We start from the raw sequence: 15,595 nt of genomic DNA, 5'->3' as shown, positions 1-15,595 counted from the left end.
CGGCATGTCCGCCTCGACGCAGACACTGACCGACGACACGCCCGTCGTCCCCCCGACCCCGGAGGGCAACGGTGCGGGCCTCGGCGCGTTCCTGAGCGGCCGCCTCCGCCAGGTCGGCATCTTCCTGGCCCTGATCGCCATCGTGATCCTGTTCCAGGTCCTCACGGGCGGGACGCTGCTCACGCCGCGCAACGTCACGAGCATCATCGGCCAGAACGCCTACGTGCTGATCCTGGCCATCGGCATGGTGATGATCATCATCGCGGGGCACATCGACCTCTCCGTGGGGTCGGTCGTCGCCTTCGTCGGTGCCATCAGCGGCATCCTGATCGTCCAGTGGGGCTGGCCCTGGTGGATCGGCGTCATCGCCGCGATCCTCATCGGCGGCCTGGTGGGCGCCTGGCAGGGCTTCTGGATCGCCTACGTCGGCATCCCCGCGTTCATCGTGACGCTGGCCGGGATGCTGACGTTCCGCGGGCTGACCCAGATGATCCTGCACAACGTCCCGATCACGCCGTTCCCGGACGCGTACGTGGCCATCGGCTCCGGCTTCCTGCCCGACCTCGGCGGCGGCACCTCGACCTTCGAGCCGTTGACCGTGGTCCTCGGCGTGGTGGCCACCATCGGCCTCGTCGGCTCGCAGTTCCGGGAGCGGGCCAAGCGCGTCAAGCTCGGCCTCGAGGACGAGCCGCGCTCGTGGTTCCTCTCGCAGGCGATCTTCACCGCCGTGTTCATCCTGCTGATCACCTTCACCCTCGCCAGCTACCGCGGCACCCCGATCGTCCTGGTCATCCTGGCCGCGCTGATCCTGATCTACAGCACGGTCATGCACCAGTTCGTCTTCGGCCGCCACATCTACGCCCGTGGTGGCAACCTGCACGCGGCCCAGCTGTCGGGCGTCGACACCAAGCGCGTCGACTTCCTGCTGTTCGTGAACATGGGCCTGCTCGCCGGCATCGCGGGCATCGCCTTCACCGCCCGCAGCAACTCCGCGCTCCCGGGCGCCGGCACCGGCTTCGAGCTGGACGCCATCGCGGCGGCCTTCATCGGCGGCGCGGCCGTCACCGGCGGCGTCGGCACGGTCACCGGCGCCATCATCGGTGGTCTGATCATGGGCGTGCTGAACAACGGCATGTCGCTGCTCGGCCTCGGCACCGAGGTGCAGTCCTTCATCAAGGGCTTCGTGCTGCTGCTCGCCGTCGCGTTCGACATCTTCAACAAGCGCCGCGCGGCGAACGCCAGCAAGTGAGCACGCCCGTGGGACCGGGGAGCACGACCCTCGGCGTCGAGCTGGGCTCCACCCGGATCAAGGCCGTCGTGATCGGTCGGGACCACGGGGTGCTCGCCACCGGGGGCCACGACTGGGAGAACGCCTTCGTCGACCGGCTGTGGACCTACCCCCTCCAGGACGCGTGGGCGGGGCTCCGCGCGGCCTGCGCGGGGCTGGACCTCGGCGCGGTGGACGCGCTCGGGGTGTCGGCGATGATGCACGGCTACCTGGCGTTCGACGCCGACGGGGAGCTGCTGACCCCGTTCCGCACGTGGCGCAACACGAACACCGGACCGGCGTCGGAGGCGCTCAGCGAGCGGCTCGGGCAGAACATCCCGCACCGCTGGAGCGTCGCGCACCTCTACCAGGCGCTGCTGGACCACGAGGAGCACGTCGGCCGGGTGGCCTTCGTGACCACCCTCGCGGGCTACGTGCACTGGCAGCTGACCGGGGAGAAGGTCATCGGCGTCGGGGACGCGAGCGGGATGTTCCCGATCGACCCGACGACCCGCGGCTACGACCGGGCCATGCTCGCGCAGTTCGACGAGCTGGCCGCCGGCCTCGGGCTCACCACGCCGCTGGTGGACCTGCTGCCGACGGTCCGGCTCGCCGGCGAGGCCGCGGGCGTGCTGACCGAGGAGGGGGCGGCGCGCCTCGACCCGACCGGTCGGCTGCGGGCGGGCGTCCCGCTCTGCCCGCCGGAGGGCGACGCCGGGACCGGGATGGTCGCGACCGCCTCGGTCGCCCCGCGCACCGGGAACGTCAGCGCCGGCACCAGCATCTTCGCGATGGTCGTGCTCGAGCGGGAGCTGAGCCGTCCGCACCGCGAGCTGGACCTCGTGACCACGCCGGCCGGGGACCCGGTGGCGATGGTGCACTGCAACAACGGGGCCAGCGAGCTGCAGGCCTGGGCGCAGCTGTTCGGCCAGTTCGCCGAGGCGCTCGGGACCACGGCGAGCAGCGAGAAGGTCTTCGCCACCCTCTTCGGCGCGGCCCTCGACGGGGATCCGGACGGCGGCGGCCTGCTCGCCTACAACTACCTCTCGGGCGAGCCGATCACCGAGCTGGAGGAGGGCCGGCCGCTGGTCGTGCGCACCCCCGGCAGCCCGCTCGAGCTGGGGACGTTCATGCGCACCCAGCTCTACAGCGCGTTCGCGACCCTCAAGATCGGGATGGACGTGCTGCTGGAGGACGAGGGCGTCGGGCTGGACGCGATGTTCGCCCACGGCGGCCTGTTCAAGACCAAGGGCGTCGCCCAGCGGTTCCTGGCCGGCGCGCTGCGGGTCCCCGTGTCCGTGGGTGACGTCGCGGGCGAGGGCGGGGCCTGGGGGATCGCCGTGCTGGCCGCGTTCCTGCGCGACCGGGAGGGCGACCAGACGCTCGCCGACTACCTCGACACCCGGGTGTTCCAGGGCGTCGAGCTCGCCACCGTCGAGCCCGACCCGAGCGACACGGCCGGCTTCGACGCGTTCATGGAGCGCTACGTCGCCGGTCTGGCCGTCCAGCGCGCCGCGGTGGACGCGCTGCGCTGACGGCACGGCCCTCGACGACGACGACCGGGTCCCGCCCGCACGGGGCGGGGCCCGGCGCGTCGTAGGATCTGGCGGTGTACTACTCGCTCGCGTACGAGAGCCAGGCCTCGGCGCCGCTGACGGAGCCCGACCTGCTGGACCTGCTCACCCACAGCCGGGACAACAACGCCCGGTCCGGTGTGACGGGGATCCTGCTCTACCGCCACGGCACCTTCCTGCAGGTCCTCGAGGGCCCGCACGCCGAGGTCGACGCGCTCTACGCCACGATCGCCCGCGACTCCCGGCACCACTCGGTCAGCACGGTGCTCGTCGAGGACCGCGACGAGCGGCGGTTCCCGGACTGGACGATGGGCTTCGCCGACGTCGGGGGCGACCTCGGTGACGTCGACGGCTTCAACGACGTGCTGATCGCCGCGCAGGGCCCGGACGGTCAGGAGAGCGAGAAGTTCCTCGAGCTCCTCGACCTCTTCGCCACCGAGGACTGAGCCCCGACCCGTCCGGCGACCCCGACGGGGTCAGCCGGCGCTGATCGTCCAGGACGCCGTGTGCTCCTGGACGCCGTCGAGCACGACGACGTCCTCGCCCGTGCTGAAGGCGTCCGGCGGGCAGGTCATCGGCTCGACGGCCAGGCCGACCCGGTTCAGCTCGGGCTCCGGACGGTCGGCCGTGTGCACCTGCACCCAGCCCAGCTCGGGTCCCCAGGTCATCTCGACGGCGAAGCCGTCCGGAGCCTCGAGGCGGACGCGGGCCCGGCCGTCGGCCGCACGCGCCAGCCCGGTGAAGGCGTGGTCGACCATGGCGTCGCCGATCGCGGTGGGCGTCCGGAAGTCCGGCCACGGGGCGTCGGTGACGTCCCGCTCGCCGGCGGGCAGCAGCCGCTCGCCCGCGGTCTCGACGTAGCGGTCGGCCGGGAGGGTCAGGACGGTGGCGTCGAGGGACGCGCCGCCCGCCGTGAGGTAGGGGTGCGCGGACGTGCCGTAGGGCGCCCGGCCCGACAGGCTCCGGGCCGTCACCGTCGTGGTGAGGCCGTCGTCGTCCAGCGCGTACGTGCCCTCGACGACGAGCCGGTGCGGGTAGCCGGCGCTCGGTGCGAGCTCGGCGGTGAGCGTCACGCTGTCCTCGGCGAGCGCCGTGACCTGCCAGTCCGCCCAGACGAGCAGCCCGTGCAGCGCGTGGCCGCGCTCCGGCTCGGTGAGCGGCAGCTGCTGGTCCTCGCCGTCGAAGGTGTAGCGCCCGTCGACGACCCGGTTGGGCCACGGCGCGAGCAGCGTGCCGCGGTACGCGGGCCGCATCCGGTCGGCGTGGAACGCCACGACGAGCGGACGGCCGTCGTGCTCCAGGGACCGCAGGCTCGCGCCCAGCGTGACGACGGAGGCCGTGTACGCCCCGTGGCGCAGGACGACCTCGCGGCCGGTCAGGGGGTGCGAGGAGGTGGTGGTGGGGGTGGAAGGCACGTCGGTCAGCATCCCATCCCGCCCTTCCCGCAGATCGGGGCGCTCAGGAGCGCCGTCAGGCGGGCGGGGCGACGAGACGTTCGAGCAGCTGGGCGAGGGTGCGGCCGGGGTGGGCGGTCATGCCGGCGTGCACCGGCGACGGCTGCACGACCGTGCTGCGCGGGGCGGTGAGCATGCCGAAGCGGACGGCCTGCCCCTCGTTCTCGCGGGCGAGGCCGACCGGGTTCCGGCAGGCCAGCACGACCGCGTCCGCCGACGTCCGCACGGCGTCGATGTCGACGTCCGGCGCGATCGCGCGGAGCCGCACGGGGTCGACGACGACCGACGCCTGCAGGAACTCCAGGGCCTGGCAGTAGAGGATCAGCCCGACGTTGACGAACTCGCCCCGGTCGACGCGGGGGACCGCCCGCAGGGTGGCGTAGACGAAGGCGTGCCGCCCGCCGGCTGCGGCCGGGGCGCTCACGGCAGCCACCGCTCGGCCTGCGCGAGCCGGGCCAGCAGGTAGTCGGCGTACGCGTGCCGGGCGCTGGAGGCGTCCGGGGGAGCGGCCGGGTCGGGCCGCGTCGGGTCGGGCAGCAGCCAGGCGTCCGGGACCAGCGCGAGCACGTCGGCGAGCAGCCCGCGGCTCACCTGCCCGGCCAGCTCCGCGTGCACCGAGCGGGGGTCGCCGACGCCGGCCAGCACGTGGTCGTCGTAGCGGTAGGCCGCGGTCGCGAAGGCCTCCGGCCGGCCCCACGCGTGGTGGAACCGCAGGCAGGCCCCGTGGTCGATCGCCCAGAGCGTCCGGTGCCAGACCAGCAGGTTGGTGTTCCGGGCGCTGCGGTCGACGTTGGCGACGAAGGCGTCCAGCCACACGATCCGCGCGGCCTGCTGCGCGTCGACCTCGAAGCTCGGGTCGTAGCCCACGGACCCGGGCAGGAAGTCGACGGCCAGGTTGAGCCCGGCGCTGGCGGTGACGAGCTCCTGCACCTCCTCGTCCGGCTCCCGGCGGCCGAGCTCGGCGTCGACGTCGATGAGGGCGAGGTCGGGGATGTCGACGCCGAGCGTGCGGCCGAGCTCGCCGACCACGATCTCGGCGACCAGGGCCTTGGGCCCCTGCCCGGCGGCGGTGAACTTCACGACGTACGTGCCGAGGTCGTCGGCCTCCACCAGGCCCGGCAGCGAGCCCCCCTCGCGCAGCGGCGTCAGGTAGGCGGTCGCGTGGACGTGCGGGAGCTCCGGCGGGGGAGTCGCGTCGAGCGCGTCGTCGAGCGTGCTCACGCGTCCGCCCAGGCGTCGTCGACCGGGGCGTAGCCGAGGGTGCGGCGGGTGTGCCCGAGCTCGGCCACGGCGTGCCGGTTGGCCGACGTGCCGTTCGCGACGACGAAGCCGTCGACCCCGGTCGGGAGGTCCGCCTCCACGGCGGCGCGGACCAGCTCGGCGGCGTCCCGCGGGCTCAGCCAGGCGGTCCGCTCCTGCAGGTCGCCGTCGGCGGGCGGCGGGTCGGCGTGGAAGTAGCCGATCCGCAGCGCCACCACGGACGTCGCCGTCGTCGCCGCGGTCATGGCGCCGACGGCCTCCGACCACGCCTTGGTCGCGCCGTAGAGGTTCGCCGGCCGCGGCTGGTCGTCGACCCGGCGCTGGACGGACCGGGGCAGCGCCGACACGGCGTGCAGGCTGCTCGCGAGCACCAGCCGGCGCACCCCGGCCTCGGCGGCGGCGCGGGCGACGGCGTACGGGCCGACCAGGTTGGGGGCGAGCAGGTCGTCGAAGGTCGCGTCCGGCGACGGGTCCGCCGCCAGGTGGACGACGGCGTCGGCCCCGGCGAACGCGGCCCGGCACGCGTCGAGGTCGGTGACGTCCAGGTCGAGGTCCAGGTCTGGCGTGCCGTCGGCCCCGGCTGCGCGAGCCGCGTCCGGGCGGTCGGTGCGGACCAGCTCCCACCGGTCGGCGAGGGCGCTCGAGACCGTGCGTCCGATCCGTCCGGCGGCCCCGGTCACCACCACCCGGCGGCGCGGGGGTGCGGCGGTGTCGTCAGGCATGATGGACACCGTAACGGGCACGTGCCCCTCAGATCTGGTCGCCGTTTGACCGGCCTTGAGCAGGGCACGTAACCTGGACCCTCGGTGCGCGCTCCGGTGCGCCCACGTACGGACCGCCTTCCTGCACGAGCAGACGGTGAGGCCGTACGGCTATCCCAGAATCTATGGAAGTAGGTCAGGCGTGTACGCAGTCGTGCGTAGTGGCGGCCGCCAGCACAAGGTCACGGTCGGCGACGTTCTCGAGGTCGACCGCATCCACGATGCGGCCGGTGCCTCGGTGTCCCTGCAGCCGCTGCTGCTGGTCGACGGCTCCTCGGTGACCTCGGACGCCTCGGCGCTCGCCTCGGCCTCGGTCACCGCCGAGGTCCTGGCCGAGACCAAGGGCCCGAAGATCCGCATCATGAAGTTCAAGAACAAGACCGGTTACCGCAAGCGTCAGGGTCACCGTCAGAAGCACACGCAGATCCGCATCACGGGCATCGAGAGCTGAGGCAGGCAGATGGCACACAAGAAGGGCGCAAGCTCTACTCGTAACGGTCGCGAGTCCAACGCCCAGCGCCTCGGCGTGAAGCGCTTCGGCGGCCAGCAGGTCAACGCCGGCGAGATCATCGTCCGCCAGCGCGGCACCCACTTCCACCCGGGCGAGGGCGTCGGCCGCGGCAAGGACGACACGCTCTTCGCGCTCCGCGCCGGTGCGGTCGAGTTCGGCACCCGTCGCGGGCGTCGGGTCGTCAACATCTCGCTGGTCCCGGCGGCTGCCGCCGCTCCGGTCGCCGTCACCCCCGAGGTCGCTGCGGTCTGAGACCGGCACTACGCACGACACGTCGAGAGGGTGGCCCTTCCGGGGCCGCCCTCTCGTCATTTCCGCAAGTCCTGCCCGCGCTCCGAGAGGGGGCCGCATGGCCATCCCCAGCTTCGTCGACCAGGTGACGCTGCACACGTTCGGCGGCAACGGCGGGCACGGCTGCGCTTCCGTGCACCGTGAGAAGTTCAAGCCCCTCGGCGGCCCCGACGGCGGCAACGGCGGGCACGGCGGTTCCGTGATCCTGCGCGTCGACCCCGACGTGACCACGCTCGTCGACTACCACCGGCAGTCCTACCGGCGCGCGACGAGCGGCCAGCCCGGCCGCGGCGACCACCAGAACGGCTCGAACGGCGAGGACATCGTCCTCGGCGTCCCCGACGGCACCGTGGTCAGCGACGCCGACACCGGTGAGCGCCTCGCCGACCTGACCGGTCCCGGCGCCGAGCTCGTCGTCGCGCAGGGTGGCCGGGGAGGGCTCGGCAACGCCGCGCTCGCCTCCTCCGCCCGCAAGGCCCCCGGCTTCGCGCTCCTCGGCGAGGACGGGCTCGAGCGCACCGTCACCCTCGAGCTCAAGGTCGTCGCCGACGTCGGTCTCGTCGGCTACCCGAGCGCCGGGAAGTCCTCCCTCATCGCCGCGATCTCGGCCGCCCGGCCCAAGATCGCCGACTACCCCTTCACCACGCTGATCCCCAACCTCGGCGTCGTCGTCGCCGGCGAGACCACCTTCACCGTCGCGGACGTGCCCGGCCTGATCGAGGGCGCCAGCGAGGGCCGCGGGCTCGGGTTCGACTTCCTGCGCCACGTCGAGCGCTGCGCCGCCCTGGTGAACGTCGTCGACTGCGCCACGTTCGAGCCCGGCCGCGACCCGGTCACCGACCTCGCCGTCATCGAGGCCGAGCTGACGGCCCACGGCGGCCTCGAGGACCGTCCGCGGCTCGTCGCGCTCAACAAGGTCGACGTCCCCGACGCCGCCGAGCTGGCGGAGATCGCCCGCGCGGACATCGAGGCCCAGGGCTACCGCGTCTTCGCCATCTCGACCAAGACCGGCGAGGGGCTGCGCCAGCTGACGTACGCGATGGCCGACCTCGTCGCCCAGCGTCGCGCCGCGCTCCCGCCGCCCGCGCCGGCCCGGATCGTGCTGCGGCCCGAGCCCGTCCGCGGCGGTCACGCCAAGCCGTTCACGGTCACCCGCGAGGGCGACCTGTGGCGCGTCCGCGGCGACAAGCCCGAGCGCTGGGTCCGCCAGACCGACTTCGGCAACCCGGAGGCCGTCGGCTACCTGGCCGACCGGTTCAACCGGCTCGGCATCGAGGACCGCCTGCTCGAGCTCGGCGCGCGCGCCGGGGACGGCGTGGCCATCGGCGGCACCGCCGACGGGTCGGGCGCGGTCGTCTTTGACTTCGCCCCGCAGGTCGACGTCGGCGCGGAGATCCTCAGCCGTCGTGGTGAGGACGTCCGGCTCGAGGAGCCGCAGCGCCCCGCCGTCGCGCGGCGCCGCGAGCTCGACCGCGAGTACCACGCGGCCCGCGAGGCCGAGGAGCACGAGAGCCGTGGTGCCCGCGGGCGCTGAGCGCGACCAGCCGGGCGACCGCGCGGTCGTCGCCACCGCCCACCGGGTGGTCGTCAAGGTCGGCTCCTCGTCGCTGACCAACCCGGGCGGCGGGATCGACCCCGAGCGCATCGGCGCCCTCGTCGACGCGCTGGTCGCGGCCCGGCTGGCCGGCCGCGAGGTCGTCCTCGTCTCCTCCGGCGCGATCGCCGCGGGCCTGGCCCCGCTCGGCATGCGCTCGCGCCCGCGTGACCTGGCCGACCAGCAGGCCGCCGCCTCGGTCGGGCAGAGCCTGCTCATGGAGCACTACGGGCGGCTGTTCGCCCGCGCCGGCCTCGGGGTCGGCCAGGTGCTGCTCACCGTCGACGACGTGACCCGGCGCGGCAACTACCGCAACGCGTTCCGCACCTTCGGCCGGCTCCTCGAGCTGGGCGTCGTGCCCGTCGTCAACGAGAACGACACCGTCGCCACCCACGAGATCCGCTTCGGCGACAACGACCGGCTCGCCGCCCTCGTCGCCCATCTCGTGCACGCCGACGCGCTCGTCCTGCTCAGCGACGTCGACGCGCTGTGGACCGCGCACCCCGCGACGCCTGGCGCCCACCGGATCGACGTCGTGACCGGCCCCGACGACCTCGCCGGCGTCGACGTGACCCGCCGCGGCTCCGCCGTCGGCACCGGCGGCATGCAGACCAAGATCGAGGCGGCCGGCATCGCCACCTCCGCGGGGATCCCCGTCGTCCTCACCGACGCCCCGCGCGCCGCCGCCGCCCTGACCGGCGAACGCGTCGGCACCCTCTTCACGCCCACCGGCAAGCGCCGCCCCACCCGGTTGCTGTGGCTGCGGCACGCGAGCGACGCCAAAGGCCGCCTGGTCCTCGACGCCGGCGCCGTACGGGCGGTCGTGCAGCGCAAGGCGTCGCTCCTGCCCGCCGGCATCACGCAGGTCGAGGGCCACTTCGCCTCTGGCGAGCCCGTCGACCTCGTCGACCCCGACGGCGTCGTCGTCGCGCGCGGCCTGGTCTCGTACGACTCCGACGAGCTCCCTGACCTCCTCGGCCGCACCACGCAGGAGCTGATGGTGGAGCGGGGTGCCGCCTACGAGCGCACGGTCGTGCACCGGGACGCCTTGGTGGTGCTCGCGGACTGACGCGGGTCTGGGTCGCGTGCGGGCAGGTCCGGTGCCGTCGCGCCCCGCACGCGCACCAGCCCGGGTCGGTGCCCGGCGCCGGGTCCCGCTGCTCTCTCGCGCGGCTCCGCTGCGGGTGCGGGAGGATGCCGGGGTGAGTGACGCCAGCAGCAGGTTCCGAGCGGTCGTGCGGCTCGAGCCGAAAACCGCGACGGGGATCGAGGTGCCGGCGGAGGTGCTGGCCGGGCTCGACGGCGGTGCACGACCGGCCGTGGTCGTGACCGTCGGCGGGCACACCTACCGGACGACGGTCGGGTCGATGGGTGGGCGGGCGATGATCCCGCTGAGCGCGGAGAACCGCGCCGCGGCCGGGGTGCAGGCCGGGGACGAGGTGGACGTCGAGGTGGCTCTCGACCTCGCGCCGTGGACGGTCGAGGTGCCCGAGGACCTGGCCGCGCTGCTGTCGGCCGACTCGGCGGCTCGGGCGACGTTCGACACGCTGGCGCCGGGGCAGCGCAAGGAGTGGGTGCGCTGGGTGACCGAGGCCAAGAGGGCGGAGACGCGGGCCGACCGGGTGGTCAAGACGATCGAGGCGCTCGCGGCGGGGCGGCGGACCCGGTGAGCACCGCCGGGCTGTTCTTCGACGCGTACGACACCCAGGTCGGTCTGATCGGGGTGCTGGCCGGTCCGGCCGGGTTGCGTCGGATCGGCTGGGGGCTCGACCCGGGAGCTGCGTCGACCGAGCCGGACGTGACGGTCCAGCTGGTGCTGGGGCAGCTCCGCGAGTACTTCGGCGGGCAGCGGGGCGACTTCGACCTGCCGCTCGACCTGCCGCGCCTCGAGCCGACGACCCTCGCGGTGCTGACCGCGCTGCGGGGTGTGCGGGCGGGGGAGACCGTGACGTACGCCGAGCTGGCCCGGCGCAGCGGCACGGGCGTGCCGGCGCGGGCGATCGGCTCGATCATGGCGGCCAACCCGGTGCCGCTCGTGATCCCGTGCCACCGGGTGGTGGCCGCGGACGGGCTCGGCGGGTTCTCCGGCGGCGAGCCGGGCCACGAGCTGGAGACGAAGCGCTGGCTGCTCGAGAACGAGGGGGCGCTGCCGCCGGTCCTGCTCTGAGCGGACGGCGGGCGGAGCCCGGTCGGGAGCGGAGCCGTGTCGGACGCGGGCGCCCGGGTAGGGGAGGGCCACGCCCCCGTCCGAGAGAGGAACGACCCGTGTCCCAGCCGTCCCAGCAGCAGCAGCCTCCCGGTTCCACGACCGAGATGACCCCGAAGCCCGACCACGGCGAGGAGAGCTACCGCGGCTCGGGCCGCATGGCGGGCAAGGCGACGATCATCACCGGCGCGGACAGCGGCATCGGTCGGGCCGTCGCCATCGCGTTCGCGCGCGAGGGCGCCGACGTGGTCATCGGCTACCTCGACGAGCACGAGGACGCGGAGGAGACGCGGCGCTGGGTCGAGCAGGCCGGGCGTCGCGCGGTGCTGGTGCCCGGCGACCTGCAGGACCCGGCGCACTGCCGCGAGGTCGTCGCGACCTGCGTCCGTGAGCTCGGCAAGGTCGACGTGCTGGTCAGCAACGCCGCGTTCCAGATGTCGCACGAGGAGCTCACCGACATCCCCGACGAGGAGTGGGACCGCACCATCGCCACGAACCTGTCGGCGTTCTTCCACCTGACCAAGGCCGCCGTCCCGCACATGGGCCCGGGCGGCAGCATCATCGGCAGCTCGTCGGTCAACTCCGACAACCCGGTGCCGACGCTGCTCCCGTACGACGCCACGAAGGCCGGCATCGCCAACATGTGCGCCGCGCTGGCCCAGCTGCTGGCGAGCAAGGGGATCCGGGCCAACAGCGTCGCGCCCGGGCCGATCTGGACGCCGCTGATCCCCTCGACGATGCCGGAGGAGCAGGTGGAGAGCTTCGGGCAGCAGTCGCCGCTGGGGCGCCCGGGCCAGCCGGCCGAGCTCGCTCCCGTCTACGTCCTGCTCGCGTCGGACGAGGGCAGCTACGTCTCCGGCGCCCGCATCGCGGTCACCGGCGGCACGCCGATCCTCTGAGCCGGGTCCGGGGTCCGGAGGGGCACGGCGGTGGACGCGTACCCGCTGCGGCTGACGGCGATGCCGCGGCCGCTGGTGTTCGGGGGCCACGAGATCGCGCGGCGTCTCGGCAAGGCCGGGCTCCAGGACTGGGCGGTGGCCGAGACCTGGGAGGTCAGCGACGTCGAGGGCCAGGGCGCCACCGTGACCAACGGCGGCCTGGCCGGCACCAGCCTCCGCTCGCTCGTGCGCGACCACCCGGAGGAGCTGGTCGGGCCGGGGTGGTCCGGCGCCTTCTTCCCCGTGCTGACCAAGATCATCGACGCCTCCGGCACCTTGCCGGTGCATCTCCACGCGGACGACGAGACCGCGCAGCGGCGCGAGGGCCAGGTCAACGGCAAGACCGAGGCCTGGCACATCCTCGCCGCCGCACCCGGGGCCAGCGCCCTGTGCGGGGTGCGGGAGGGCGTCGGTCGCGAGCGGCTGCACGAGGCGCTGCTGGCGCAGGACTTCGACGCTGTGTTGCGCCGCCTGCCCGTCCGGGCGGGGGAGACGTTCTACGTGCCCGGCGGGACGTTGCACAGCTTCGGCCCGGACACCCTCGTCTACGAGATCGAGCAGACCTCCGACGTCCAGCAGCACGCGATGCGGTGGGAGATGGAGGACGGCGCGGACGTCCCGGACGAGGAGTGGCACGCCAACCTCGACGCGCTCCTCGCCGAGGTGCGCCTCGATCCGCGGCCGGAGCCCACGCCCGGGCTGCCGGTGCGGCTGGGGGACGGCGTGCAGCGGGTCTTCTACTGCGCCGGCCCGTACTTCGCGCTCGAGCGGTGCCAGGCGGGCACGGCCGCGCCGCTGCGTCGGAACTTCCGGACCGCGCAGGTCCTCACGAACGTCGGCGCACCCGTCGAGGTGCGCACGCCCGCGGGCGTCGAGACCCTCGGGCGGGCGGAGACGCTGCTGCTGCCGGCGGCCCTCCGCGAGGTGGAGCTGACGGGGCCGGCCGACGTGCTGGTCGGGTACCTGCCCGACCTCGAGCGCGACGTCGTGGCCCCGCTGCTGGAGGCCGGCTACTCCCGGGCGCTCGTGGCGACGCTGGGCGAGGGCGTCGCACCCGACGCCGGAGCGCCTCTGGCAGGCTGACCGGCATGGACATCTGCGAGCTCATCCTGTCCGACCACCACGAGCAGCGGCGGATGTTCGCCATGCTCGACGACGTGCCCAAGGACGACACCCGCACGCTCGGGGTGATGTGGAAGCGGCTGTCCACGATGCTCGAGGTGCACGCCCAGGGCGAGGAGGAGCTCTTCTACCCCGAGCTGCTCAAGCTCGGTGAGCGCCTGCACACCGACGCCGAGGTCGAGGAGACCGAGGACGCGATCGGCGACCACAACGACATCCGCGACGGGATCCTGGCCAGCCAGGCGGCCGAGGTCGGCTCCGAGGCGTGGTGGAAGGGCGTGAACGACGCCCGCGAGGCCAACGACGAGCACATGGGCGAGGAGGAGCACGAGGGGCTCAAGGACTTCCGCGAGCACGTCGACCTCGAGACCCGGCACCGCATCGGCGTCGCCTTCGCCGCGTACGAGGCGGAGCACGTGGACGGCGTCCCGATTGTGGACAAGGACCCGGAGGAGTACGTCAAGGAGAACAGCTGAGGGCCTGCCCGGGGCCGTGACCTCGGGGCCCCCGTGGCCCTACCATCGGGCGATGGGAGCCGTCGCGGGCGTCGTGCAGGACATCCGCTTCGCGCGCTCGTCTGACGGGGTGCAGATCGCGTACGCGGTGCACGGTTCCGGGCCGCCGCTGCTCGTCGACTCCTGCTGGCTCAGCCACCTGCAGTTCGACTGGCAGAGCCCGGTCTGGCGCCACTACCTCGTCGAGCTGGGCCGCGTCGCCACGGTCGTGCGGTTCGACGAGCGCGGGCACGGGCTGTCCGACCGCGGGGTCACCGACCACAGCCTCGATGCCCGGGTCGCCGATCTGGAGGCCGTCGCGGACGCTGCGGGGCTCGAGGAGTTCGCGGTGCTCGCGATGGCGCAGGGCGGGCCGGTGGCCATCGAGTACACCGCGCGGCACCCGGAGCGCGTGAGCCGGCTCGCCTTCTACGGCAGCTACGCCGGGGCGCACGTGGACGCGTCCCCCGAGGGCCTCGCGCTGGACGCCGCCTTCACCGCGCTGATCCGGGTCGGCTGGGACCGGCCCACGCCGGAGTTCCGGCGGGTGTTCACCAGCCTCATGATCCCCGGCGGGACCGAGGAGCAGATGCGGTGGATCGACGACCTGCAGCGCATGGCGGTCGACGCGAGCACGGCCGTGATCGCCCGCGAGCAGCGGCAGGTCACCGACGTGAGCGCCCGGCTCCCGGAGCTCGACCTGCCCGTGCTCGTGCTGCAGAGCCGCGGCGACCAGATGAACGAGTTCAGCGGCAGCCGCCACCTCGCCACGAACATCCCCGGTGCGCGGCTCGTGGCGCTGGAGAGCCACAACCACATCGTGCTGGCCGACGAGCCGGCGTGGCCGGTGCTGCTCGCCGAGCTCACCCAGTTCCTCGCGCCGGAGCGGGAGCGCGCGGCGGTCGAGCCGGTGGACGCGCCCGACGTCGCCCGGCTGCTGTCCCCGCGCGAGCTCGTCGTGCTGCGGCTGGCGGCGCAGGGGTGCGACAACGACACGATCGGCGCGGAGCTCGTGCTGTCCGTGCGCACGGTCGAGCGGCACCTCCAGAACGCGTACGCGAAGCTCGGCCTCCGCGGCCGCGCCGCCCGCACCGCCGCGGTCGCCCGCCTGCTCTCACGCACCTGACCGCTACGCGCCAGCCCCCAGCCTCAGCCGTCGGCCGCGCCGGGGTTGCGCGTCGGCGCCGATGTGGAGGGGTGCCTCCGCTCCCTAGCGTCGTGGTCATCGACCACGGCGGAGGGAACCCCATGACCAGCACCACCACCACCCCGGCCCCGGCCGGACCGGCGGACCCGACCTCGGGCGCGGACGCGGCGCTCAAGGCCAAGCACGCCGCGATGTGGGCCAGCGGCGACTACCCCCGCGTGGCCGACGAGGTCGTCGGCGGCCTCGGCCAGGTCCTCGTCGACACGGTCGACGTGCAGGCGGGCCAGCGGGTCCTCGACGTCGCCGCCGGCACGGGCAGCTCGGCCCTGCCGGCCGCCCGGCGGGGCGCGGAGGTCACGGCCACCGACCTGACCCCCGCGCTGCTCGAGGTGGGCCGCCGTATGGCGGCCGCGGAGGGCCTGGGCCTCACGTTCGAGGTCGCCGACGCCGAGCACCTGCCGTACGGCGACGGCGCCTTCGACGTGGTCCTCTCGTGCATCGGTGTGATGTTCGCGCCGCACCACCAGGCCGCGGCCGACGAGCTCGTCCGCGTCTGCCGCCCGGGCGGCACCGTCGGGGTGCTCAGCTGGACGCCCGACGGGTTCATCGGGCAGCTGTTCGCGACCATGAAGCCGTACGCCCCGCCGCCTCCGCCCGGCGCGTCGCCCGCGCCGCTGTGGGGCCGCGCGGACCACGTCCGGACGCTGCTCGGCGACCGGGTGACCGACCTGGTGGGCCGGCAGCAGACGCTCGCCGTGGAGCGGTTCGCCGACGGAGTGGAGTTCCGGGAGTTCATGAAGGCGACGTACGGCCCGACCATCGCCGTCTACCGCTTCATCGCGGAGGACGCCGAGAAGGTCGCGGCGCTCGACGCGGAGATGGCGGCGCTGGGGGACCGGTTCCTGGCCGACGGGGTCATGGGCTGGGAGTACCTGCTCGTCACCGCTCGGCGGGTGTGACCGCGCGCGCTCCACTA

At 74.0% G+C, this 15,595-nt stretch carries 18 protein-coding genes; 14 read left to right on the top strand and 4 right to left on the bottom strand.

The genetic code is table 11. The features are described from left to right. Window positions 1–4: 4 nt before the first annotated feature. The 3 genes from mmsB to ABD665_RS13475 all read left to right on the top strand — a co-directional run bounded on the left by mmsB (window position 5) and on the right by ABD665_RS13475 (window position 3,287). Window positions 5–1,249, top strand: coding sequence for a multiple monosaccharide ABC transporter permease (mmsB, locus tag ABD665_RS13485; RefSeq protein WP_204913182.1), 1,245 nt, complete (start codon window positions 5–7; stop codon window positions 1,247–1,249). Then, a complete protein-coding gene (locus ABD665_RS13480) occupies window positions 1,246–2,802 on the top strand; it encodes an FGGY-family carbohydrate kinase (protein WP_204913181.1) in 1,557 nt (518 codons plus the stop codon). The genes mmsB and ABD665_RS13480 overlap by 4 nt, the downstream gene beginning before the upstream one ends. Before the next feature lie 74 nt (window positions 2,803–2,876). Continuing rightward, window positions 2,877–3,287, top strand: coding sequence for a BLUF domain-containing protein (locus ABD665_RS13475; RefSeq protein ID WP_204913180.1), 411 nt, complete (start codon window positions 2,877–2,879; stop codon window positions 3,285–3,287). 30 nt (window positions 3,288–3,317) lie between these two features. On the opposite strand, the gene ABD665_RS13470 is transcribed toward ABD665_RS13475, so the two are convergent. The 4 genes from ABD665_RS13470 to ABD665_RS13455 are packed head-to-tail and all read right to left on the bottom strand — an operon-like array spanning window position 3,318 to window position 6,277. Further along, complete coding sequence (locus tag ABD665_RS13470; protein ID WP_344742444.1) at window positions 3,318–4,256, bottom strand: aldose 1-epimerase family protein; 939 nt, start codon at window positions 4,254–4,256, stop codon at window positions 3,318–3,320. A 55-nt stretch (window positions 4,257–4,311) separates the two neighbouring features. After that, entirely contained in the window at window positions 4,312–4,728 is a 417-nt protein-coding gene (locus ABD665_RS13465) for a DUF3037 domain-containing protein (protein ID WP_344742443.1), read from the bottom strand. Then, window positions 4,716–5,516 carry a HipA family kinase gene (locus ABD665_RS13460; protein WP_204913178.1) on the bottom strand — a complete coding sequence of 267 codons (801 nt, stop codon included), beginning with the start codon at window positions 5,514–5,516 and terminating at the stop codon, window positions 4,716–4,718. Before ABD665_RS13460 ends, ABD665_RS13465 begins: the two co-directional genes overlap by 13 nt. Continuing rightward, complete coding sequence (locus ABD665_RS13455) at window positions 5,513–6,277, bottom strand: NAD-dependent epimerase/dehydratase family protein (RefSeq protein ID WP_204913177.1); 765 nt, start codon at window positions 6,275–6,277, stop codon at window positions 5,513–5,515. The genes ABD665_RS13460 and ABD665_RS13455 overlap by 4 nt, the downstream gene beginning before the upstream one ends. Window positions 6,278–6,458: 181 nt before the next feature. On the opposite strand from ABD665_RS13455, the gene rplU reads away from it, so the two are divergent. The 11 genes from rplU to ABD665_RS13400 all read left to right on the top strand — a co-directional run bounded on the left by rplU (window position 6,459) and on the right by ABD665_RS13400 (window position 15,578). After that, the gene (gene rplU / locus ABD665_RS13450) at window positions 6,459–6,767 is read left to right on the top strand and encodes a 50S ribosomal protein L21 (RefSeq protein ID WP_204913176.1); all 309 of its coding nucleotides are present in this window, start codon (window positions 6,459–6,461) and stop codon (window positions 6,765–6,767) included. Window positions 6,768–6,776: 9 nt separating this feature from the next. Beyond that, entirely contained in the window at window positions 6,777–7,079 is a 303-nt protein-coding gene (gene rpmA / locus ABD665_RS13445; protein ID WP_204913175.1) for a 50S ribosomal protein L27, read from the top strand. Between the two features lie 97 nt (window positions 7,080–7,176). Continuing rightward, window positions 7,177–8,652, top strand: coding sequence for a GTPase ObgE (gene obgE / locus ABD665_RS13440; protein WP_204913174.1), 1,476 nt, complete (start codon window positions 7,177–7,179; stop codon window positions 8,650–8,652). Further along, a complete protein-coding gene (gene proB, locus ABD665_RS13435) occupies window positions 8,636–9,781 on the top strand; it encodes a glutamate 5-kinase (protein ID WP_204913173.1) in 1,146 nt (381 codons plus the stop codon). The genes obgE and proB overlap by 17 nt, the downstream gene beginning before the upstream one ends. A 133-nt stretch (window positions 9,782–9,914) precedes the next feature. Then, window positions 9,915–10,382, top strand: a complete 468-nt coding sequence (locus tag ABD665_RS13430; RefSeq protein WP_204913172.1) for a YdeI/OmpD-associated family protein — start codon at window positions 9,915–9,917, stop codon at window positions 10,380–10,382. Next, window positions 10,379–10,879, top strand: coding sequence for a methylated-DNA--[protein]-cysteine S-methyltransferase (locus tag ABD665_RS13425; RefSeq protein ID WP_344742442.1), 501 nt, complete (start codon window positions 10,379–10,381; stop codon window positions 10,877–10,879). The genes ABD665_RS13430 and ABD665_RS13425 overlap by 4 nt, the downstream gene beginning before the upstream one ends. A gap of 98 nt (window positions 10,880–10,977) precedes the next feature. Next, window positions 10,978–11,817, top strand: coding sequence for an SDR family oxidoreductase (locus ABD665_RS13420; RefSeq protein WP_344742441.1), 840 nt, complete (start codon window positions 10,978–10,980; stop codon window positions 11,815–11,817). Window positions 11,818–11,847: 30 nt separating this feature from the next. Beyond that, on the top strand, window positions 11,848–12,939 hold the full coding sequence (locus tag ABD665_RS13415) for a class I mannose-6-phosphate isomerase (protein WP_204913171.1): 1,092 nt from the start codon (window positions 11,848–11,850) through the stop codon (window positions 12,937–12,939). A 5-nt stretch (window positions 12,940–12,944) separates the two neighbouring features. Then, window positions 12,945–13,454 (top strand): hemerythrin domain-containing protein, encoded by a 510-nt coding sequence (locus ABD665_RS13410; RefSeq protein ID WP_204913170.1) that lies wholly within the window; start codon window positions 12,945–12,947, stop codon window positions 13,452–13,454. 52 nt (window positions 13,455–13,506) lie between these two features. Then, window positions 13,507–14,598, top strand: coding sequence for an alpha/beta fold hydrolase (locus ABD665_RS13405; protein ID WP_204913169.1), 1,092 nt, complete (start codon window positions 13,507–13,509; stop codon window positions 14,596–14,598). 122 nt (window positions 14,599–14,720) lie between these two features. Then, window positions 14,721–15,578, top strand: a complete 858-nt coding sequence (locus ABD665_RS13400; protein WP_204913168.1) for a methyltransferase domain-containing protein — start codon at window positions 14,721–14,723, stop codon at window positions 15,576–15,578. Window positions 15,579–15,595: the final 17 nt, after the last annotated feature.

Source organism: Microlunatus spumicola (assembly GCF_039536445.1).
Classification (GTDB): Bacteria; Actinomycetota; Actinomycetes; order Propionibacteriales; family Propionibacteriaceae; genus Microlunatus; species Microlunatus spumicola.
The sequence above is the reverse complement of the archived record's forward strand: the minus strand, read 5'-3'. Positions and strand labels throughout refer to the sequence as shown.